The following is a 21268-nucleotide window of genomic DNA, read 5'->3' on the forward strand; positions in this document are numbered from 1 at the left end:
AGGGAAGCAGCAATTGCCTAAACTGAGTTTCACACACAGCCTCGTTGGCATTATCGTCACCGCCACCCTTGCGCTTGCGTCACTGCTGCTGATACCCGCCTACCAGAGTTCGATGCAGGTACTCGAACAGGAGCAGGCGTTGTCACAGCGGCGTCACTCCGCCCTGATCAACCAGCTATTAAGCAGCCACCTGCAAAGCATCACGCGCTCATCTGCCACCCTGGCCGAAAACCCGCAGCTGGTCGACAACGCCAGCTCGCGTAATCTCGAGGGCATCAGGACGCTGCTGCAAGAGACCCTGAACAGCCGTGCCGGCGACCACATCCAGGCGTTTGCCGTACAGCTCAAGGACGGCCCGCTAACGCTCGTGCCCGGCGCCGCCCTGTTCAACGTGTACCTGCCCCTGGCTGAACTGGCGTCAAGCCGAATCCTGCCCGATACCTGGGCAACCCTGACGACCCGCCAACAACAGCGGAACTACCAGTTGCTGCGTCTGAGCATGCCCATCATTGCAGCCCCCTTTGGTGAAGTCGTCGGCTACCTGCATTCCTTTATCGTGCTCAACGACAATTTCTGGATACTGAACCAGATCCAGTCGATCTCCGACGCCCAGGCCGTAGGCCTCTACCGGGACAACAGTCGCATCGGCGCCCTGGTCAATACCGAGGATCAGTTGGCCCGGCTCGATGCCGGCCTGGCCACCGACAACCCCGGCTCAGACGGCAGTATCCTGCAGTCCCACGCCCTCCTGGTTAAACCGGATAACCGTTTCGAGATTCGACTGCTGCTGCCCGATCACACCGGCATTCTTATGCGTCAGGCCTTTACCGGCAAGATTGGCTACGGCCTGCTCGGTGCCCTGCTGATAGCCGTACTGCTGGCAACACTGCTCCCCAGTCTGGCGCAACGGCCGATACGGCAACTGCGCCGCTATATCGAGTCAGCCCCCGAGACAGGCTCCGGACTCTGCGCCCAGGCAAACGAGATAAAGCCGCTGACCGATGCCCTGGACGCCATGCTGCTGCGCCTGCACGACGCTGAAAGCCGGCTTAACGCCCTGCTGTCCCATACGCCGAACCATATTTACCTGAAAGACAGCAGCCTGCGCTACCGCTTGATCAGCCCGAGCGGTGCCCGCGCCATCGGATTGAGCGAGCGGCAAATCATCGGCCTGGGTGACAGCGACATCCATCCTGCCGACCTGGCGCATCGACTCACCCTGGCCGACCAACAGGTACTCAGCCAGGGTGCCCCGATCACGATCGAATACAGCAGCGACACCCCGGACCTGGGCCGGCGCGACTTTCTCGGCACGCTGTTCCCGACACGCAACAACGCCGGCAAAATAGACGGCGTTGGCGGCGTTATCACCGATGTCACCGACCAGGTGCGCAATGCAATCCACCTGAAACTGACCGGCCAGGTGTTCGACAGCGCCAACGAAGCCATCCTGGTGCTCGACAAGAACAGCAACATCCTGACCACCAATGCCTCATACCGACGCATCAGCGGATTGTCCCAGGCTCAGGCCTATGGTCAGGCCTTCAGCCCCCTGACTGACCAGCCCGGACTGCTGGAACAGCTGGAGCGCAATGCCCAGCTGCAGAGCGAAACCGTGCTGCTGCAAGCCAACGGCGACCTGATGCCGATCTGGCTGTCCGTTTCAACACTGCAGGACGATACCTCCAGCAGCACTGACGGCCAGGGCCGCTACGTCGCGGTATTTTCCGATATTCGCCAGGCACGCGACAGCGAAAGGCAGCTTGAGCGGGTATCGCACTATGACAGCCTGACTGGCCTGCCCAATCGCCAGCTGTTCTGCGAACGCCTGGACCTTGTACTGCAGCAGGCCGGGAAGCACCAGGATGCCGTGGCGGTGCTCTTCATTGATATCGATAACTTCAAAAGCATTAACGACAGCCTGGGCCATGCCGTGGGTGATCAGCTATTGTGCGAAACAGCCAGGCGCATCGAAGGCTGCTTGCCATCCGGGGAAACCCTTGCGCGCCTGGGCGGCGACGAGTTCAGCATTATTCTGCACAACATCCCCGATCCCAGCAGCAGCCATACCGTCGCTCGAACCATTCAGCAAGCCTTCAAGCAGCCTTTCTCCCTGGCGGACTCCCAAACGGTCGTCACCTGCAGCATCGGTATTTCCCTGTTCCCCGATGATGCCACCGACGCCCAGACCCTGCTGGCCAAGGCGGACACCACGGCGCATCACATCAAGCAGCAGGGGCGAAACGCCATCCACTTTTTCGACAGCAGCGTGAACCAGCAGGCCCAGCAGCACCAGCAGCTGAACGATGGCCTCAGGTGTGCCCTGACCAATGGTGAGCTCTTCCTGCAGTACCAGCCACGCTTTGATATCGAGGGCCAGCGCATCCTTGGCGCCGAAGCGCTGCTGCGCTGGCAGCACCCGGAACAGGGCCTGGTCCCCCCCTTCACCTTTATTACCCTGGCCGAAGAATCCGGCATGATTCTGAAGCTCGGGGCCTGGGCGCTGCAGCAAGCCTGTACCGATGCCCTGGAATGGAACCGCCAGAGCCCTTACCCCATTCCGGTTTCGGTCAACCTGTCGCCACGCCAGCTGCGCGACCCCGAACTGATCCCGGATATCTGCGATGCGCTTCGCATCAGCGGCCTGCCGGCTGAATTGCTGGAGCTGGAGATCACCGAAAGTGTCGTGATCGAGGATATCAACCGCATTCTCGGCACCCTGCATGAACTGCGTGATATTGGCATCTCGCTGTCCATCGACGACTTTGGCACCGGCTACTCCTCCCTGGCGTACCTCAAGAAGCTGCCGGTCAACACCCTCAAGATTGATCGCTCCTTTGTTATCGACCTCCCCGGCAATACCGATGACGAATGCCTGATCGAAGCCATCATCACCATGGCCCACAGCCTACGCTTCAAGGTCGTGGCCGAAGGCATCGAAACCCAGGCACAACAGGCGGTTCTCAAGAAACTGGGCTGCGATGAACTGCAGGGGTTCCTGATGGCCCGCCCCGGCAGCGCCGCCGAGCTGATCAACCTGGCCCACAGCTGCGATACTGACTCGGACGCCTTGTCACAGATCCTGATCCGGCGCTAGGGCGCTTTCCCGCAGGCGTGTGGCAGGAGCATTGCCCTGGCCACACGCATTGGGCAAAATGAGACGCAGACCTGCCTGCGCCCAGGCGCAGCGAATATGCTTCAGCCCCGCGATCAAGCCACAGGCCCAAGCCCCCCGGGAGATCCCATGCGCAAACTGAGTTCCATTCGACCCCTTGCCAGCTTGCTGGGTGCCACGGCCCTGTTGCTGACGATCCCGGCCCAGGCCCAGACACCCGCAGACGCGAGCGGCCTGCAACCGGGGCTCGAAGTCTGCTATATCGACGGCATGATTCGTCACATCGACGAAATGGTTCGGCTCGAGGCGAAAAAACCCTGTGAACCCGGCCCCAACCTTCGTCTGCTCAACTCCAGCGTGGGAGGCGGCACCGTCCTGACCAGCAACCTGAACGATGGCGTCATGGCACGGATCACCGGATTCATTCATCTGGACACCGCTGGCACCTACCTGTTTACGTTCGAGTCCAATGACGGCGTACGGCTGGAAATCGACGGCCAGATGATTCTGGAAGACCCGGATGTGCATTCCGACCGCTACGCCGACTACGGCCGCATGGAAGTGACCGAACCCGGCTGGTACCCGCTTACCGTGCGCTACTTTGAACGCAAGAACACCTCAACGCTGCGCTTCTTCTGGCAACCCCCCGGCACAGAAGGCACCATGCCCAGGGTACCGGCCGACGCACTGGCGCACCGCGCCGGCTGACTTGCCAATCGGCGCGTCGACACCGGCGGACAGGGATCCTGGATCGCCCTGGTGACGCTGCATTCTTGCCACGATGGACACCCTGCCGGGATGCAGGGTCTAAAAGGAATTGCCATCTTGCGTACCTCAGCCCTCCTGCGCAGCGGCGCCGACCAGCTGCGCGACCTGCTGCTCGCCAATACCACCGCCAGACCCAACTACCGGGTGCTGCAAGACATTCACAATACCGCCAAAGACCTTAAACAGCTGTGTCCCTACGCCGCCGACAAGGCCCGGCATATCAGCCTGTACGCGCAGGCGTTCTATAGCGACGCCCAGGACAATGCCGATAACAGGGCCATGCAGCATCAGCGCATGCTTGAGCTGGCCGCCCAGATAGAAAGTGCCGCCGCCGTACACCAGCACAGGGGCAACTGAGCTCCCCTCGGCAGCCCCCCCCTGCAGCTGCCCTCCTGCGTTTGCCCCGGCACACCTCGGTTGCCATGCCTCGGTTGCCAGCCGGGCGTTTTCAGCCGGCTCGCGAGGGCTACCAACAGCGGAGCCAGGCCAAGCACCGCCGCACCAGCGGCGCCGGCTGCCGAAAACCGTCATACACTGCCTATATTCGGGGGCCGAAGGTCGGCCCACCTGTAACCGGGGATAACCGAATGCACACCGCAACAGAGTACAGCAGGCAGCGCCGTGGGTGAGTTACTCGGCGCCATAGTGCACGTGACCGGTCCGCTGACACTGATCGCCTTTCTGGCGGTCGTGTTTCTGGCACTGTTTCGCCGTTCGGTCAAAGACGAACGGGGACTGGAATACCTCTACAAGCTGATGAGCACCAAGCTCACGCGCAAGGACTTCTATTCCCTGGCAATGCGCGCGCTCAACCTGGGCTTCGCCGCCTGCGTGCTGATTTTTATGTTCGGCGTGGGCGCTTTCGTCATGATCAAACTGAACGAGGACGGCTCGCCCGCGCCCCACCCCCTCGTATCGGAAAGCAGCGTATCCGGTGATGTCATCGCCATAGGGTCCGGCAACCCCGTGGTGGCGACCGGCGGCAGCCAGATTTCGCTGGGTAACCCGGCCCCATCCACACTGAAAAAGGCACAATCGCACGCTGGCGGGGAAACTTCACAGATCATCAGTCGCGAAAGCGGGAACTTCATCCTTTCTGGCGACGGCAGCGAACGTATCCGCGTGCCCAATTCCGGCGACCGGGTCGATGGTGACAAGCGCCTGAGCGCAGCTTACCGGATCGACATCCAGCCGGGACACCGCACCACCCAGGGACTGCGTGACCTTTACGACCTGCAACCCCTGGCGAGCCCTGAGTCGATGGACGAATACGACGACGGTGAATTTTTCTTCCCGGAGGATCGAGCCGGACTCTATGGCTTTACCGTGCCCTGGATGGTGGGCGAAGCCAACTTTACCCACTACCCCGTTTCGCCCGTGTCCGCAGGCTCAGCGGTACTGGAAGTCCACAAGCGACCATCCGGGACTTTCGCCCTGGCGGGGTTCCTGACCCAGTCCGAGGCCGCAGCACTGGCCGGACTACACCAGTCGCAAGAGGGGGTGGACATAGAACTCACGACCGCCCCGGTGGTCGCTTCCAGGGCAGCCGTTTCTATTCCGCTGGCGCGTATCGACAGCATCCTGCTGGGAGGCACGGGGATGCAGGGTATCGACTCGGGCGTTAGCGTGGTTAGCCTGCGTATCTGGTGACCGGGCGGTCTGGACATAGAATGGTATGCAGTGGCCGCGATGCAAAGCCCGCAGCGACCGCCGGAACTGGAAGTCCGCAGATACAAAAACAGCGAGCCGCTTTCGCTGACTCGCTGTATTTGCTTACCAAATTTGGTAGGACTAGGCGGACTCGAACCGCCGACCCCCACCATGTCAAGGTGGTGCTCTAACCAACTGAGCTATAGTCCTGAAGAGATGGTGCGTATTATAGTGACGCCGACCTTGAACGCAAGCCTTTTCTTCTATTTTTTTCCGATTGCTTTCAGCAACTTAGCACACTGTTTAAAACCACGGATGCGGCCGCCAGGACAAGGGGTAACTTGTCGGCGGGAATCTTTGCTCGCATACCAGACGCCGGCAAGACGACCGCCATTTCTGGTCCGCAGCCAGTGCCTCGATCTCTTCCCGACTCAGCAGAGATTTGTCCAAGTAGCCAAGCCTCCAGATGCCGTTCAGCGCCCGACTTCTTCAGCTTCGATGGTTTCCAACTCGGCCTCGGCCTGCATCATCCACTGACGCAACGCATCAGCACCGAGCAAATGCTGCATATAGCCCGCGGCCTGTTGCGACAACCCGATGCCATAGGTCCGAAAACGAAACACCACCGGTGCGAACATGCAATCGGCGATCGAGAACTCGCCGAATAGCCAGGGGCCGGCGGTTGCGTAGCGCTGCCGGTAACCCGACCAGATACGATCGATGCGCGCAATCTCCCGCCGCAGCGCATCGGTGAGTTCTACACGGCGCCCCATGGCACGGCAGTTCATCGGCATTCGATTGCGGATCTCGGGGAAGCCTGAGTGCATCTCTGCACTGCAGGCGCGAGCTTCGGCCCGCACCGATGCAGATTCGGGCCAGCCTGCCCCACCCAGGTAACACTCAGACACATACTCGCAGATTGCCAGCGAATCCCAGACAATCAGCTCATCGTCCAGCAACACTGGTACCTTGCCGGCGTCGCTGCAGGCGGCGATGCGATCCTGGGTATCAGACTTATCCAGCGGAATGCGTTCTTCCTCGAACGGAATGTTATGAAACGACAGCAGCAGCCAGGGCCGCAGCGACCAGGACGAATAGTTTTTATTGCCGATGACAAGTTTCAAGGTTCCTCCCTCTGCGCACGCGGACGATAACTCTTTGCAGTATAAGCGTCATTTGGATTAGCTCGTTACCGTCGATCCCCATCGAGCCAACGCGATGGATTCGCAGCGCCGTTATCAGAGGGTAATGTCTGCAGTCGAAATAGCCCAAGGACATTCCCACCCTTCAGGTTGGGCAGATCAATGATGGCCTTAAACGCTGCCAAAACACCAATTCCTTGATCCTGGCGAGGGATTTTTTAGCTGCGGGGTGAGCTTGTGCTGTTATTCGCTGTGCCACGAAGCTCAGCTGCTCTTCCACACTCAAGGTTCCGATTCATTAAAGATTCGAACTTGTTCACGACCTTGAAAACAAAAAAGCCCCACTCTGCGAGCGGGTACCGTAGACGCTGAAGCCTGCGGTCGGGATGGCCTTCGCTACGCTCGGCGGTCTCTCGCGCACGCTCGAGTCGAACCCTCTTCTCGGGTTCGAATCTATCGACCTTGAAAACAAAAAAGCCCCACTCTGCGAGCGGGTACCGTAGGCGCTGAAACCTGCGGTCGGGATGGCCTTCGCTTCGCTCGGCGGTCTCTCGCTACGCTCGAGTCGAACCCTCTTCTCGGGTTCAAATCTATCGACCTTGAAAACAAAAAAGCCCCACTCTGCGAGCGGGGCTTTTTTGTTTTGAATATGGCGGTGAGGGAGGGATTCGAACCCTCGATACCTTGCGGTATACACACTTTCCAGGCGTGCTCCTTCGGCCACTCGGACACCTCACCATATTGTATGCTGCATTGTCCTTTCAGACTTGTAACCTGCACGCCTGGGCGTACTCGTTACCGTCGTCGCAAGCTCCGACGTTGCTTCCTTTTCTCGACAGTACCGAGGGCCTGGCTGCCGTTCCGTAACGTTGAGGCCGCGTAATTTAATGGATAAGGTTATGAATTGCAAACTTTTTATCTAACTTTTTTACAAATAGCCAAACCCTGCGGACAGGCACCTCGAGCCTGGGTCTACTTCAGCTCCACCAGGCCCTGTTCAATGGCAAAACGGGTCAGGCCGGCGGCGGTCTGGATGTTGAGTTTGGTCTTGATATTCTGCCGATGGGTTTCCACGGTGCGTACCGAAATATCCAGCGTGCGGGCGATATCCTTGTTGCTGCCACCCTCGGCCAGCAGGCGCAGCACGGTTTCCTCCCGCGGTGTCAGCGGCGGCGAGTCGAGGTTCGGCGTCGGCGAGGCCTGAGGCACGGCAGCGACGCCCTCGAGGCTGAACAGTGACTGGGACGCACTGGCGCTGAAGTAGGTGCCGCCCTGGTGCACGGTTTCAATGGCCTTGATCAGCTCGTCCGACGACACATCCTTGAGGATATACCCCGAGGCGCCGGCACGAATCAGCTGCAGGATGTACTCGCGGTTGTCGTGCATGCTGAGGATCAGCACGCGCATCGACGGGAAGCGCTGCTGGAATATGGGGGTCGCCTCAAGCCCGCTCATCACGGGCATCGAAACGTCCATCATCACCACATCCGGCTGCAGCTGTTCCGCCAGTTCCAGCGCCTCCTGGCCGTTGTGCGCCAGGCCGACAACATCCAGATGGGCTTCGGTACCGAGCCTCGACGAAATGCCTTCCAGCACCAGCGGGTGGTCGTCTGCCAGCAGCACACGAATGGGGCCAGTCTCTGTCATGCGGTCATACTCCAGGATTGGGCGCCCAGGGCGCACTTGCTGTTCAGGATGGCAGGCCTATGCATAACCGCGTGCCCTCCCCCGGTGCCGACTCCAGTGCAAGCTCGCCGCCCAGCAGCTCCAGCCGGTCACGAATATTGCGCAGCCCGATGCCGGCCTGGGGCGGCAGTTCCCTGGGGTCAAAACCGCAACCGTTGTCCTTGAGTTCCAGCCACAAAAGGCCGTTGCTATACCAGCTGCGTACCAGCAGGTGACTGGCGTCGGCATGTTTTTCGATGTTGGTCAGCGCTTCCTGTACCACCCGGTACAGGGTCGTTTCAATGTCGTCGTTCAGGCGGGCCGCCGGCAGCGAGAGCCGCAGGTCCACCAGTATGCCGGTTCGCAGCTTGAATTCATCCAGCAGGTTGCGCAGCGCAGGCTCCAGCCCCAGGTCATCCAGGATGCTGGGGCGCAGGTCGTGGGAGACGCGGCGCACTTCCTGGATAGCCTCGTTGAGCACCGCCATGGCATGGTGCAGATCCGCCTGCGCGGTGGTACTGCCACCGGCCTTGGCCAGCTTGCTCAGGGCCGACTCGATTCGAAACTTGACCGAGACCATGAGCTGGTTGATGCCATCGTGCAGCTCCCGGGCAAAGCCGCGCCGCTGACTCACCTGCAGCTGGATGGACTTGTGGGCCAGGGAGCGCAGCCGCGCATCCGCCAGGCGACTTTCATGCAGGTTCAGGGCGATGCCGATGACGATAATCACCGCCACCGCCGCCGCCAGGATCAGCAGTACGGTGAAGAAGGTATTGCGAATGTTGCGCGTCACTTCACTGCGGATCTTGGCCACCTCCTCGGTAATATCATCGATATAAAGCCCGGTGCCCAGCATCCAGTCCCACTTGGCGAGGCGCACCACGTAACCGAGTTTCTCCTCCGATTCGCCACGGGACGGCTTTTGCCACAGGTAGCGATGAAAGCCGCCGCCCTCACGGGCACGCTGCAGCAGGCTGCGAATCACATAGTCGCCGCGCTCATCCTGCATGTCGTAGAGGTCCTGCCCCACCAGGTCGGTGAGAATCGGGTGCACCAGCACCTTGCCGCTGCGGTCATAAACGAAGAAGTAACCGTCGTCGCCAAAGGTCAGGTCGCTCAGGATGCGCATGACTTCGGCTTTTGCGGCCTCGTCATGCACATCGGCATTGGCAACGATATGGTCAATGGAGGTCAGCGCCAGGCTGACATAGTGCTGCAGCTCGCGCTGCTTGGCACTGAGCAGGTTGTCCTCGAAGATGCGGATTTCCTGTTCCGACAGGTTGCGCGCCTGCTGCAGGCTGACCATGGTCACCAGGCTACTCACCAGCAGCAGCGGCAAGATCGCCAGCAGCAACAGCTTGGCCTTTAATGACATAGCGGCCCCCCGGGGAATAAAGTGGTGCCGCCACGCGGCGGGGATCATGATAACAGCAAAAAACGGCGGCCCCGACAGATGTCGGAACCGCCGCACAGGTAGCAGCCCGGAAAACCCCGGCGCCAAAGGATCAGGTCAGCCCGTAGAGCCCGGGGAAAACCAGTATGGTCACGAGCACCACCAGCTGCAGCAGGATAAAGGGCACCACCCCGCGGTAAATATCCCGGGTACGCACCGACTCCGGCGCCACCCCCTTGAGGTAGAAGAGCGCAAAGCCAAAGGGCGGCGTCAGGAAGCTGGCCTGCAGGTTCATGGCAATGAGGATCGCAAACCAGATCGGTGCAATACCCAGCGCATCGGCCACAGGCGCCAGAATCGGTACGATAATAAAGCTGATTTCAACGAAATCGATAAAGAAGCCCAGCACCAGTATGGCCAGCATCGACAGCAGCAGGAAGCCCATCTGCCCGCCGGGCAACTGTGTCAGTACTTCCTCGACAATGTAATCGCCACCGGTATAGCTGAAGGCCATCGAGAAGGCCGTGGCGCCCAGCAGGATCGCGAACACCATGGCGGTGACCTTCACGGTTTCCAGCGAGGCGTCATAGACCATCTTCCAGCTGAACTGGCGATACAGCAGCGCCAGTACCAGCGCACCGACGCCCCCCAGGGCCGACGACTCCGTCGGCGTGGCAATACCGCTAAAGATGGAGCCCAGCACCACCAGAATCAGCGCCAGCGGCGGCAGGATCGCCTTCAGCGCCTGGCCGTAGTAGCTGCGACGGCTGATGGTCGGGTCCACCGGCAGGGCCGGCGCCGATGCCGGGTTCATAAAGGCGTAGATCAGGATGTAAACGATGTAGGCGCCAATCAGGATCAGGCCGGGCCAGAGCGCCGCCTTGAACAGGTCCCCCACCGGAATCCCCAGCACATCCCCCAGAATGATCAGGATGATGGAAGGCGGAATGATCTGCCCCAGGGTGCCGGACGCGCAGATGGTGCCGCAGGCCAGGGACTTGTCGTAGTTGTATTTCAGCATCACCGGCAGGGAGATCAGCCCCATGGCCACCACCGAGGCACCGACCACACCGGTGGATGCCGCCAGCAATGCCCCCACCAGCACGGTGGATATTGCCAGGCCCCCGCGCACGCCGCCGAACAGCTTGGCCATGGCTTCGAGCAGCTGCTCGGCCAGGCGGGTTTTCTGCAGCACCAGCCCCATAAAGATAAACAGGGGTACCGCCATCATGGTGGTACTTTCCATGATGCTCTGAACGCGAAACGGCATGAAGGCAAAAATATCAGCCCCTTGCGCAAAGACACCAAACAGCAGCGCCACGCCGCCAAAAATAAAGGCCACCGGAAAGCCGCTGAGCAGCATCGCCAGGGCGGCGAAAAACATTACGATACCGATCATGTGCGATCACCTTGAAGGTCGGCCAGGGACTGCCCCCGCAGGGTATTGATGGACTTCAGTGCCAGCCCGAAACCGCTCAGGGCAGTGGCAAAGAAGGCAAACGGAATGGCCGCCTTGATCAGCCAGCGATAGGGCAACCCACCCGGGTCGCCCGAGGTCTCGCCCAGCAGGAAGGATTCATGGGCAAAGCCCACGCCATACCAGCCCACCAGCAGGCAGAACGGCAGCAGCAGGCACAGGGTGCCGGCCAGGTCGATCCAGGCACGCCGGCGCAGGCTCAGGCGGTCGTAGAGGATATCCACCCGCACATGGGCATCGGCGCGCAGGGTAAAGGGCACCCCCAGCAGAAACATCAGGGCAAACAGGTGCCACTCCATTTCCTGCATGGCGATGGAAACATCATTGAACACATAACGGCTCAGCACGTCGTAAAACACGTTAAACAGCAGCAGTACGAACAGCACGGCGGCGATCATGCCAAACAGGTCCGAAACCCGGTTGACCGCCCGCTCCAGTTTTAACATCAGCATGAGAATTCCTCGGCCGCATTCATCGGCATCAACCCGCGGCATTAACAACGGGCCAGACTTGCCCGCCTGTGCGGTGATGCCCGCTTTCAGATGCAACAACACAAACGAAAGCGGGAGCCAGAATTGACTCCCGTTTAAACCAGGCTTGATCAGTCAGACAGACTGTTCAGGTAGGCGCGGTCGGAAATATTGGTCCAGACGCGAACCTTTTCCTGATACGCCTGCTGCGATTCGATGATCTTCTTCGCCAGCGGATCGGCGGCTGCGGCTTCTTCAAGCAGCTCGTCATTGGCACCCTTGAGCGCGGTCATGACATCGGCCGGGAAGGTCTTGACCTGGATCTGCGGGAACTCGGTTTTCATTTCCGCCCAGGCGGTGGCCGAGGCATCGTAGTTCTGGATGTACATGTCGTAGGAGGCCGTGCGCATGGAGACGCGCAGGATTTCCTGCAGGTCCGCCGGCAGCTTTTCCCAGCTGCGCTTGTTGATCAGGAACTGCAGCTCGGTGGCAGGCTCGTGCCAGCCGGTGTAGTAGTAAGGCGCGATCTTGTGAAAGCCCATGCGCAGGTCAAGCCCGGGACCTACCCATTCCAGTGCGTCGATGGTGCGGCGCTCCAGCGCGGTATAGAGCTCGCCCGGCGGGATATTGGTCGGGTTGGCACCGAGCTTGGCCAGCACTTCACCGGCAAAGCCCGGGATGCGCATTTTCAGACCCTGGATATCATCCAGCGAGTTGATCTCTTTCTGGAACCAGCCGCCCATCTGGTTGCCGGTATTGCCACCGGGGAAGGACAGCAGGTTAAAGGGCGCGTACACCTCCTGCATCAGGTCCATGCCCTCGCCCTGGTAGAACCAGCCGTACTGCTCGGGGGTCGTCATGCCAAAGGGCATGGTGGTGAAATACAGGGTATTGGGGACCTTGCCCTTCCAGTAATAGGACGCCGAATGACCCATGTCGTACTGGCCGGCGCGAACCATGTCGAACACCCCCAGCGGGGCCTTGTGCTTGTTGGCCGAATCAATGGTGATCTTCAGGCGGCCGTTGGACATTTTCTCCGCCATGGCGGCCATGTTGCGCGGTGCATCGCCAAAGATCGGGAAGTTGGTTTGCCAGGTTTCCGCCATCTTCAGACGGTAAACCTTTTCTTCGGCCTGGGCCGGATTGAACAGCGTGGCCACGCAGGCCGCCGCCGCAATCAGGGTGCGTGCAACAGGGAGTTTAAACATTGTTATTGTCACCTTTTGACTGACTGCCCCCGGCGGGGCTTCAAGTGCGCCCAGGAGTCTTGTGGCCCTGCGCGCCCGCATCGGGTCCTTGTCGGAACCGTTGCGCTATGGTGACGATTGCCCGCCCGTACCGCCATTCGCACTAATGCGCAGCGCTACCGGGGCCTGCACGGGGATTCTACCGAGGCGCATCAGTAGTACTACCTATACGCGCCGATCGCGCCCCGAAAAGCGCACACAAAAAAGGCCGCCCCTGGCGGGGCGGCCCAAAAATCACACAAGGAGGAATCAGCCCGGGTCAGTCGGCCTGGCGGCGCAAGAACGCCGGAATATCGAGAAAGTCCATGTCATCGGTGCCCGTCTTCTGCAATGCCTGCGCCGGCGCTTGCGCGGCCTCGGCTGCACGGGCAGCGCGCTCATCGGCACGGTTGCGCAGCACGGTCGGCAGCTCCAGCTGGCTGTAATCGGTGGTAGGCTTGCCGGGGCCCGGGCGAGACGACACACTGGCAGTGCCACCATTGGCCACCCGAACTTCCTGCTGCTGTACCTGGCCCAGCCCCGTCGCGACCACGGTAATGCGGATTTCGTCGCTCATCTCGGGATCTATAACGGTACCCACCACGATGGTGGCGTTGTCGGAGGCGTACTGCTCGACAATGTTGCCGACTTCTGAGAATTCCCCCAGGCTCAGATCCAGCCCGGCGGTGATATTGACCAGTACCCCGCGGGCCCCCTTGAGGTCCACGTCTTCCAGCAGAGGACTGTTGATGGCAGCTTCCGTGGCTTCCCGCGCACGGCCTTCACCGCGCCCACTGCCAGTACCCATCATCGCCATGCCCATTTCGGACATGACGGTGCGAACGTCCGCGAAGTCGACGTTGATCATGCCCGGGCGAATAATCAGGTCGGCAATCCCCTGCACCGCGCCACGCAGAACATCGTTGGCCGCATTGAAGGCATTGATCAGGCTGCAGTTCTTGCCCAGTACCGGCAGCAGCTTTTCGTTGGGAATAATGATCAGCGAATCCACGCTTTCCTTGAGCTCGCGAATGCCGTCCTCCGCGATCTTCAGGCGTTTCCTGCCTTCAAACGGGAAGGGCCGCGTGACCACGGCAACCGTCAGGATACCCAGCTCCCGCGCGACTTCCGCGACGATGGGGGCAGCACCCGTGCCGGTGCCTCCGCCCATGCCGGCGGTGATAAACACCATGTCGGCTCCGGTAATCATCTGCGCGATCCGCTCACGGTCTTCCAGGGCGGCCTGGCGACCGATCTCCGGATTGGCGCCGGCACCGAGCCCCTTGGTCAGCTCGCCGCCGAGCTGAATCACGCTGCGGGCCGCCAGCCCGGAAAGCGCCTGGGCGTCGGTGTTGGCACAAATAAAATCCACACCTTCAACATCGGTGGAGACCATGTGCTGTACGGCGTTTCCGCCGCCACCGCCCACGCCTATCACCTTGATGACGGCATTTTGCGCAATGCTATCAGCCAGTTCGAACATCTGTTTCCCCTCCTTGCGAGGTGCCAGCTTCTGCGTCTGCGCACCTGCGTGTGTCTAACGTTATGGACTTCTTCGCAACCAACACAACTAAAAATTACCCTGCAGCCAGGATTTCATGCGCTCAACCATTCCAGGCTGCTCCACAACCTCGATGGGCTGAGGCTCGCGCCTCGACGCTTCACCCTGGCCGGAATAGGCGCCGTTAAAATTCTGCCGGGCATAGAGCAGCAATCCCTGTGCCGTGGCATAAATCGGGTTGCCCAGGATATCCTCCATGCCATAGATGCCCGTCGGGCTGGCGAGGCGTACCGGAATATGGAAAATTTCCTCGGCCAGCTCAACCGCCCCTTCCATCTTCGCCGTGCCGCCGGTGAGCACGATGCCCGCCGCCACCAGATCCTCGAAACCGCAGCGACGCAGTTCCGCCTGAATCAGCGAAAACAGCTCCTCGTAACGGGGCTCGACCACCTCGGCGAGGGACTGGCGCGACAGGCTGCGCGGCGGGCGTTCGCCAACACTGGGCACCTTGATGGTTTCATCGGCCCGTGCCAGCTGTGCCAGGGCGCAGGCATACTTCACCTTAAGTTCTTCGGCGTTCTGCGTCGGCGTGCGCAACGCCATGGCAAGATCGTTGGTCACCTGGTCACCGGCCACTGGAATGGAGGCCGTATGCCGAATGGCTCCGCCGGTAAAGACCGCGATATCGGTGGTACCGCCACCAATATCCACCAGGCAGACGCCAAGGTCCTTTTCGTCGTCGGTCAGCACCGCATAGCTCGAGGCCAGCGGCTGCAACACCACACCGTCGACATCCAGACCGCAACGACGGACGCACTTTTCGATGTTCTGCACGGCATTGATGGACCCGGTCACCAGGTGCACCTTGGCTTCCAGGCGCACACCCGACATCCCCAGAGGCTCCTTGATGCCCTCCTGGTTATCGATCAGGTATTCCTGCGGCAATATATGAATGATTTTCTGATCCGCCGGAATGGCGACAGCCCGGGCGGCATCGATCACCCGCTCCAGGTCCTGCTCGGTCACTTCCCGCTCGCGTACGGCGACAATTCCGTGGGAATTCAGGCTGCTGATATGGTTGCCGGCGATGCCCACGGTCACGGAGTGCACCTTGCAGCCGGCCATCAGCTCGGCCTCTTCCACCGCCCGCTGGATCGAATTCACGGTGGACTCGATATTGACGACCACACCGCGCTTTAACCCCCGGGAAGGCTGAGCACCGATACCCACCAGCTCAATACGCCCGTTCGGATCCATCTCGCCCACCAGGCAGACCACCTTGGAGGTTCCGATGTCGAGTCCGACAATCATATTATTAGGCGTTACCATTTTTGCCATCGTCCGCTTTGGATAAAGTCCGTTTAGAAAGGCGCTCGAGTTAAATATCGCAAGAACCGCGCCAACTTCAATCGGCCTTTTGCTAACTGCAGTTATAGCAAGAGACTGGAACAAAATGTACAAAAAAACAACAGTACTTGTCACCTGTATATCGGCAATGTTTTACCGAAGTTTAGCAAAATTCTTTGTTTTTCAGTTGTATAGTTTTTTCAGAGCGGCAAAGTTTTTCCGCCCAGGATGCTAATAAACCCGCTGCCTTTCCAATGAGCTTTAAAATAAAAATCAAGAATCAATCTTGATAAATAAAATAAACATCATTATTTAATATTGAAGAATCCAGAATAATTCAAAAACAGGTTTTGATTTATCACGACCTATATCAACAATTCATAGTGATTTTAAACGCCCGTCAAAAACAGCAGCACCCTTGAAAAACGCCGCGCCTAATCCTGGTAACCGTAATCGGCTCCGCCCTGCCATTGCAAACCCGATCCAGGCCCGTCCAGGTACTGCCGAATACTGGTGCGGCCATCCGCCAGAAAGCTGCAGTCCATGAAATTGTCCAGCACCTCGGGCCCCTGGGCGGCGGCGGCCCGCAGGCAAAAGGCGAGGTAGCGCGGATAGGGCAGAATGTCGTCACGCCACAGCAGACCGCTGTAATACCGGCCCACCCGGCGGTGGTATTCCGTCGGTGTCACACACTTGTTAAGGCGGTAATCCACGTCATTGCTGCCGGTGCACAGACGCCCAAGGCAGCGTCCGCCGAATTCATCCAGCGCCTCGACCTCGACCCAGCGATAGCGGTGTTCACGTTCATAGAGCGCGGGAAAGTCCGCCTCCGGCACTTCAAATGCCGAACAGATAATGTCCACCCCCGGCATCGCCCGGGTTGAACAGGAAGCAATTTCAAGACTGGCAGGATCAGCCCCGTGGCGACTGAAAAACACCACGCCAACCTTGTTGAAAATGCGGCCGTATCCGGGCACTCGAACGCGGCGAAAACTGCTTAGACCGGGCACGGTTTCCAGCGCCGAGCGCTCGGACAGCAGAGAGCCAAACCCCAGTACCGTGATCATCGCCTTGCCTCCAGAGCTATTGCGGCCATCCGCCAACAGGACTGCCTACCAGTAAATATAGAGTGCCGGGATTGCAGCCAGCACCAGCGGCGCCATCACAAAGAGCGTGCGTACATGGCCCAGCAGGGGCTGCAGTACAACCAGGTGGATCACCGGAAAGGTCAGGAAGATGCACAGCAGCGGAATCCACCAGTCCAGCAGGCGAAAGCCATAGGCCATGGCACCGAGCAGAGTCAGGGCGGCAAAGTTACCGATCATCACAACCCACAGCTGGCCACCGCGCTGCAGCGCAAAAGGCGGTTTCTGATCGTCGGGCAGCTTGTTGATGGCACCGGCACTCAGCGCCGCGGACATGGACACTAAACCGCTGAGCAAGAATAATACGAGGGGATTCAAAGGACAGGCTCCTGATAAGGTCGTCAACGGCCGCATTGTACGGGATTTACCGCGTATCCACAGCCCCGCACCGGGCGCCTGCCGCGCACTTGCGTAGCGCCATCTCGAGCGCCGGCATCGACCCGCGCAGCCTCGATTGCTACTATCCCGGGCTTTGGATCAGGAAGTACTCTCGCCATGCTGCTGTTGAAACGCCTGCGCAAGCTGATCTACCACAACTTCAAGGAAATGAAGTGGCAGGGCCTGCTGCTATCACTGCTGGGTTACATGCTGCTGTGCTGGCTGGTACTGCGCCTGCTGGGGGAAACCGAGCTGGCCGGGGCCGACTACCTCTACTGGCTCATCGTCACGGCTTCGACGGTGGGCTATGGCGACCTGTCGCCCGCCACCGCCGGCGGCAAGCTGTTCAGCGCATTTTTCGTTATTCCGATCGGGCTGGGCCTGTTCGCACTGACCGTCGGCAAGGTTGCCGCCTTCAGTGCCTACCAATGGAGAAAGGGCATTATGGGCATGAAGGCACTGAACCTGAACGAACACATTCTGGTCATCGGCTGGGATCCGCAGCGCACGCCGCAACTGCTGCGCCTGCTGCTGATTGAGGCGCGGCAAAACCTGGGGCGCACCCTCTGCCTCTGTGTCAGCGACGAGATCGAAAACCCGCTGCCCGGAGAAATCGAGTTCGTGCGGGTATCCGCCTACAACGACCCGGCTGAGATGCAACGCAGCTGCATCGACCAAGCCTCCAGCATTATCATCGACTGCGCCCGGGACGACAGCACCCTGGCCGCCGCCCTCTACAGCCACAGCCGCAACCCCGGCGCCCACAGCATTGCCTATTTTCGCGACCAGTCCCTCAGCCAGCTGCTGCGCCACCATTGCCCCAATATCGAGTGCACCCCCTCGGTAGCGGTGGAGCTGATGGTCAAGGCGGCGATGGACCCGGGCTCCAGCGCCCTGCACCGCCAGTTGCTCAGTGCCGGCGACGGCATGACCCAGTACTCGGTACGCTATCCCGATGCTCTGGCCCCCATCAGTATCCGTCGCCTGTACGCCCCGCTGAAGGAGCACTACCAGGCCACCCTTATTGCAGTGGACCTGGAGGCCGACGGCGAACCCGAGGTCAACCCGCCGCTGGATCTGGAGCTGCACCCCGGCGCGCTGATCTACTACATCGCGCCGGCCCGCATTCACGCCTTTGACTGGGCCGCCCTGACACAGCCTTGAGCGCGAAGGCGCCCTGAGCCCGCAGCAGGGCAACGAGCGCTCAGGGCAAAGGCCCCTGCACCCGGGCGTAAAAAGCGCTAGAATAACGCCCCCTTGCACATCACAGCGCGCCTTTGCCATGCCCGACTTTCTCGTCAACGAAGCCATAGAAGACTACGCCTTTATCAGCACAGGTGCTGAGCCTGCGCTGCTGCAGGAACTGATTGATGCCACCAACGAAAACATGGGCTGGCCACAGAAACTGTCAGGCCGGCTGGTGGGGCGCACACTGAAAATGCTGGTGGCACTGGCGCAACCGAAGGTCGCGCTGGAAATTGGCATGTTCACCGGCTATTCGGCGCTGTCGATCGCAGAAGGCATGCCCGACGACGGCCGGCTGATCTGCTGCGAAACCAACCCGCGGGCCATCGAGTTCGCCCAGGGCTTTTTCGACCGCAGCGAACACGGCCACAAGATCGAAGTCATCTTCGGCCGGGCGCTGGATACCCTGGAAACCCTGGATCTGGAACTTGATTTCAGCTTTATCGACGCCGACAAGCGCAGTTACCTGGAGTACTACGAACGCGTCAGGGCCATGACCCGCCCCGGCGGGCTGATCGTGCTGGACAATATGCTCTGGTCCGGCAAGGTGATTCAGCCCGAATCCGATATCGACGATACCCTGGTGGAGCTTAACCGCCGGATCGCCGCCGACCCCGATGTGGAAAACATCTTCCTGACCGTACGTGATGGCGTCAACGTGGTGCGCAAGCTGCGCTAGCGGGCATTGCGCGAACTCAATGGGTCAGTGACACCAGATCACTGACCAACTCCCGGCGCAGCGCATCACCCACCTCCAGAGGCCCGATCCGGCACGCCGGGTGGTCGACACCGGCATGCAGCGCCCGGCCCTTGGCCGCGGCACTCAGCATCGCCGGAGTCAGCTCAAAACGCAGAAAGTGCACGCTGGACGTTTTTTCATCGGTGCTGCGCTCCATATCCTCATCGGCAATGGCGAATACCGGCTCCAGCGTGCCCACCTGCATCCAGACCCGGTGCTCGACCGCCACCATCGCCTGCAAACGCCGACGCCGCTCGGGAACATCGGCGATTTCGATCATCAGCGTCGCCTTCCAGTTGGAGCCATCGGGGATCAGCGGATTGTAGGCGTTGAGTTCATCCAGTATTTCGGCCTCTTCAAACAGTTTTTCGATACGCAACATTTCCTGAATCTGGTACTGCACCGTGGTGCGATCCTCGAACAGCAGGCGCAGATGATCGCCGAGCATCAACTGTCGGTCACGCTTGTGGGCCATGACCCGGGCGCGGAAGTCACCACGCCGGCGAGCATAGGTTTCCAGTGGCCAAAGGTCCTGCGGGGTAAGCTTGTTCATGAGGCGACTCCGTACAGTGCCAGGGGGATGCGGTCGCGCGCAGTCAAATGCCATAGGCCTTGCGCAGCAGGCTGATGGGGGGTTCGGCCTGATCGACCCCTTCGCTGAGGTGAGCGATATGGGTCGCGGCCATGGGGCAGTCGCTGGCGAAGTGATCCGCCTGCTGCTGTTCCACCTTGCGCACCACCGGGCGGGCGATTTTTACCGAACGCTCACGGGTTTCCACCCGCACCGCATAGGTGCCGTCATGGCCGGAGCAACGCTCCAGCGCGTGCACCTGGGTGTCCGGCACCAGGTTCAGCACATCGCGGGTCTTGAGACCGATATTCTGCACCCGCAGATGACAGGCCACCTGGTAACTGATGTCGCCGAGCCCCTGGGCGAAATCCAGCTTCAGGCCGCCCCCCCTGTGCCGCAGCCACAGGTACTCGAACGGATCAAAGAAGGCAGCCCGTACCCTGGCGACGTCGGCATCGTCCGGGAACAGCAACGGCAGCTCCTGCTTGAACATCAGCACGCAGGAGGGAATGGGCGCGATCAGGTCAAAGCCTTCATCCACCAGCGCCGCCAGCCGCGGGATGTTGTACTCCCGTGCCCTTGCCACCGATGCCAGATCCCCCAGCTCCATCTTGGGCATGGCGCAGCATTTTTCCCGTGGCACCATCTCGATATGGATGTCGTTGTGCTGATAAACGCGAAACAGGTCCTCCCCCAGTTCAGGACCGTTGTAGTTGCCGTAACAGGTGGCAAAGAGCGCTACCTTGCCGGTGGTGCCGTTCAGCGCCCGCGGACTGATAGCCTGTCGCAGCGGCGCCACGCGCTTGCGCAAGGTTTTGCGATGGTATTTGGGCAGTGGGGCCTGGTGGTGCACGCCCAGGGATTTCTCCAGCAGGCTGCGAAACCCGCCGTTCGCGTTCATCCCGTTTACGGTGATATCGACAAGCGGGATTGATGCCAGAGCGCCAACCCGGTCCGTGCTGGTGAGGACAAGATCACGCAAGGATGCCCGCTGTTGCTGGAAGTGCACCGCCTTGGCTCGCAACATCAGGTGCGGAAAGTCCACGTTCCATTCATGGGGTGGCACGTAGGGGCACTTGGTCATGTAGCAGAGATCGCACAGATAGCACTGATCCGCCACCTTCATGAAGTCCGCCTTGTCGACACCGTCCACTTCCATGGTGTCGGACTCGTCCACCAGGTCAAACAGCGTCGGGAAGGCATCGCAGAGGCTGACGCAACGCCGGCAGCCGTGGCAGATATCAAATACCCGCGCCAGCTCCTGGTTCAGAGCCTCGCTGTCGTAAAAGGCCGGTGACTGCCAGTCAATCGGGTGGCGGGTCGGTGCCTCCAGGCTCCCTTCGCGCGGTGTGCTGTGCTGACTCATGGCGCTCCCTTCTTCAAGGCGGCCCGCAACGCGGCCGGCGAGGCCCAAAAAGACCGCCCGGCACCCTGCC

18 protein-coding genes and 2 tRNA genes are annotated in these 21268 nt (G+C 60.4%); 6 read left to right on the plus strand and 14 right to left on the minus strand.

Annotation, left to right across the window (positions count from 1 at the left end; translation table 11 throughout):
- The first annotated feature begins 13 nt into the window (after positions 1–13).
- The 4 genes from KDW95_RS09615 (at position 14) to KDW95_RS09630 (ending at position 5533) form a co-directional block, all read left to right on the plus strand.
- The gene (locus KDW95_RS09615) at positions 14–3097 is read left to right on the plus strand and encodes an EAL domain-containing protein (RefSeq protein WP_255856052.1); all 3084 of its coding nucleotides are present in this window, start codon (positions 14–16) and stop codon (positions 3095–3097) included.
- A gap of 147 nt (positions 3098–3244) precedes the next feature.
- Positions 3245–3823 (plus strand): PA14 domain-containing protein, encoded by a 579-nt coding sequence (locus KDW95_RS09620; protein ID WP_255856053.1) that lies wholly within the window; start codon positions 3245–3247, stop codon positions 3821–3823.
- A 117-nt stretch (positions 3824–3940) separates the two neighbouring features.
- A complete protein-coding gene (locus KDW95_RS09625) occupies positions 3941–4240 on the plus strand; it encodes a hypothetical protein (RefSeq protein WP_255856054.1) in 300 nt (99 codons plus the stop codon).
- Between the two features lie 264 nt (positions 4241–4504).
- Positions 4505–5533: a hypothetical protein gene (locus KDW95_RS09630; protein WP_255856055.1), complete on the plus strand. Its 1029-nt coding sequence runs from the start codon at positions 4505–4507 to the stop codon at positions 5531–5533.
- Positions 5534–5666: 133 nt separating this feature from the next.
- Here KDW95_RS09630 and KDW95_RS09635 read toward each other — a convergent pair.
- From KDW95_RS09635 to KDW95_RS09690, 12 genes are all read right to left on the minus strand, one after another.
- Positions 5667–5743: transfer RNA gene (locus tag KDW95_RS09635), tRNA-Val, on the minus strand.
- 263 nt (positions 5744–6006) lie between these two features.
- A complete protein-coding gene (locus KDW95_RS09640) occupies positions 6007–6657 on the minus strand; it encodes a glutathione S-transferase family protein (protein WP_255856056.1) in 651 nt (216 codons plus the stop codon).
- Positions 6658–7325: 668 nt separating this feature from the next.
- A tRNA-Ser gene (locus tag KDW95_RS09645) sits at positions 7326–7413 on the minus strand.
- A gap of 234 nt (positions 7414–7647) precedes the next feature.
- Entirely contained in the window at positions 7648–8322 is a 675-nt protein-coding gene (locus KDW95_RS09650; protein ID WP_255856057.1) for a response regulator, read from the minus strand.
- Positions 8323–8365: 43 nt separating this feature from the next.
- On the minus strand, positions 8366–9715 hold the full coding sequence (locus KDW95_RS09655; RefSeq protein ID WP_255856058.1) for a cache domain-containing protein: 1350 nt from the start codon (positions 9713–9715) through the stop codon (positions 8366–8368).
- A 130-nt stretch (positions 9716–9845) separates the two neighbouring features.
- Positions 9846–11132, minus strand: a complete 1287-nt coding sequence (locus tag KDW95_RS09660; protein WP_255856059.1) for a TRAP transporter large permease — start codon at positions 11130–11132, stop codon at positions 9846–9848.
- Positions 11129–11662: a TRAP transporter small permease subunit gene (locus tag KDW95_RS09665; protein WP_255856060.1), complete on the minus strand. Its 534-nt coding sequence runs from the start codon at positions 11660–11662 to the stop codon at positions 11129–11131. Before KDW95_RS09665 ends, KDW95_RS09660 begins: the two co-directional genes overlap by 4 nt.
- Positions 11663–11811: 149 nt before the next feature.
- On the minus strand, positions 11812–12888 hold the full coding sequence (locus KDW95_RS09670) for a TRAP transporter substrate-binding protein (protein ID WP_255856061.1): 1077 nt from the start codon (positions 12886–12888) through the stop codon (positions 11812–11814).
- Positions 12889–13186: 298 nt separating this feature from the next.
- Complete coding sequence (gene ftsZ / locus KDW95_RS09675; protein WP_255856062.1) at positions 13187–14389, minus strand: cell division protein FtsZ; 1203 nt, start codon at positions 14387–14389, stop codon at positions 13187–13189.
- 87 nt (positions 14390–14476) lie between these two features.
- On the minus strand, positions 14477–15736 hold the full coding sequence (gene ftsA, locus KDW95_RS09680; RefSeq protein ID WP_255856063.1) for a cell division protein FtsA: 1260 nt from the start codon (positions 15734–15736) through the stop codon (positions 14477–14479).
- Positions 15737–16188: 452 nt separating this feature from the next.
- A complete protein-coding gene (locus tag KDW95_RS09685) occupies positions 16189–16821 on the minus strand; it encodes a gamma-glutamylcyclotransferase (RefSeq protein ID WP_255856064.1) in 633 nt (210 codons plus the stop codon).
- A 45-nt stretch (positions 16822–16866) separates the two neighbouring features.
- Positions 16867–17175, minus strand: a complete 309-nt coding sequence (locus tag KDW95_RS09690; protein ID WP_255856065.1) for a hypothetical protein — start codon at positions 17173–17175, stop codon at positions 16867–16869.
- 219 nt (positions 17176–17394) lie between these two features.
- On the opposite strand from KDW95_RS09690, the gene KDW95_RS09695 reads away from it, so the two are divergent.
- The gene (locus KDW95_RS09695) at positions 17395–18441 is read left to right on the plus strand and encodes a potassium channel family protein (protein WP_255856066.1); all 1047 of its coding nucleotides are present in this window, start codon (positions 17395–17397) and stop codon (positions 18439–18441) included.
- Between the two features lie 118 nt (positions 18442–18559).
- Positions 18560–19201, plus strand: a complete 642-nt coding sequence (locus tag KDW95_RS09700; protein ID WP_255856067.1) for an O-methyltransferase — start codon at positions 18560–18562, stop codon at positions 19199–19201.
- 16 nt (positions 19202–19217) lie between these two features.
- On the opposite strand, the gene KDW95_RS09705 is transcribed toward KDW95_RS09700, so the two are convergent.
- Complete coding sequence (locus KDW95_RS09705) at positions 19218–19814, minus strand: DUF3501 family protein (RefSeq protein WP_255856068.1); 597 nt, start codon at positions 19812–19814, stop codon at positions 19218–19220.
- Between the two features lie 43 nt (positions 19815–19857).
- Positions 19858–21198, minus strand: a complete 1341-nt coding sequence (locus tag KDW95_RS09710) for a heterodisulfide reductase-related iron-sulfur binding cluster (protein WP_255856069.1) — start codon at positions 21196–21198, stop codon at positions 19858–19860.
- Positions 21199–21268: the final 70 nt, after the last annotated feature.

Origin of the sequence: Marinobacterium rhizophilum (assembly GCF_024397915.1) — a bacterium.
Classification (GTDB): Bacteria; Pseudomonadota; Gammaproteobacteria; order Pseudomonadales; family Balneatricaceae; genus Marinobacterium_A; species Marinobacterium_A rhizophilum_A.

Coding starts and splice junctions, on each gene's coding strand:
- KDW95_RS09620 (WP_255856053.1), top strand. CDS start 3,245: ATGCGCAAACTGAGTTCCATTCGACCCCTTGCCAGCTTGCTGGGTGCC.
- KDW95_RS09650 (WP_255856057.1), bottom strand. CDS start 8,322: ATGACAGAGACTGGCCCCATTCGTGTGCTGCTGGCAGACGACCACCCG.
- KDW95_RS09655 (WP_255856058.1), bottom strand. CDS start 9,715: ATGTCATTAAAGGCCAAGCTGTTGCTGCTGGCGATCTTGCCGCTGCTG.
- KDW95_RS09660 (WP_255856059.1), bottom strand. CDS start 11,132: ATGATCGGTATCGTAATGTTTTTCGCCGCCCTGGCGATGCTGCTCAGC.
- KDW95_RS09665 (WP_255856060.1), bottom strand. CDS start 11,662: ATGCTGATGTTAAAACTGGAGCGGGCGGTCAACCGGGTTTCGGACCTG.
- KDW95_RS09670 (WP_255856061.1), bottom strand. CDS start 12,888: ATGTTTAAACTCCCTGTTGCACGCACCCTGATTGCGGCGGCGGCCTGC.
- ftsZ (WP_255856062.1), bottom strand. CDS start 14,389: ATGTTCGAACTGGCTGATAGCATTGCGCAAAATGCCGTCATCAAGGTG.
- ftsA (WP_255856063.1), bottom strand. CDS start 15,736: ATGGTAACGCCTAATAATATGATTGTCGGACTCGACATCGGAACCTCC.
- KDW95_RS09685 (WP_255856064.1), bottom strand. CDS start 16,821: ATGATCACGGTACTGGGGTTTGGCTCTCTGCTGTCCGAGCGCTCGGCG.
- KDW95_RS09690 (WP_255856065.1), bottom strand. CDS start 17,175: ATGTCCGCGGCGCTGAGTGCCGGTGCCATCAACAAGCTGCCCGACGAT.
- KDW95_RS09695 (WP_255856066.1), top strand. CDS start 17,395: ATGCTGCTGTTGAAACGCCTGCGCAAGCTGATCTACCACAACTTCAAG.
- KDW95_RS09700 (WP_255856067.1), top strand. CDS start 18,560: ATGCCCGACTTTCTCGTCAACGAAGCCATAGAAGACTACGCCTTTATC.
- KDW95_RS09705 (WP_255856068.1), bottom strand. CDS start 19,814: ATGAACAAGCTTACCCCGCAGGACCTTTGGCCACTGGAAACCTATGCT.
- KDW95_RS09710 (WP_255856069.1), bottom strand. CDS start 21,198: ATGAGTCAGCACAGCACACCGCGCGAAGGGAGCCTGGAGGCACCGACC.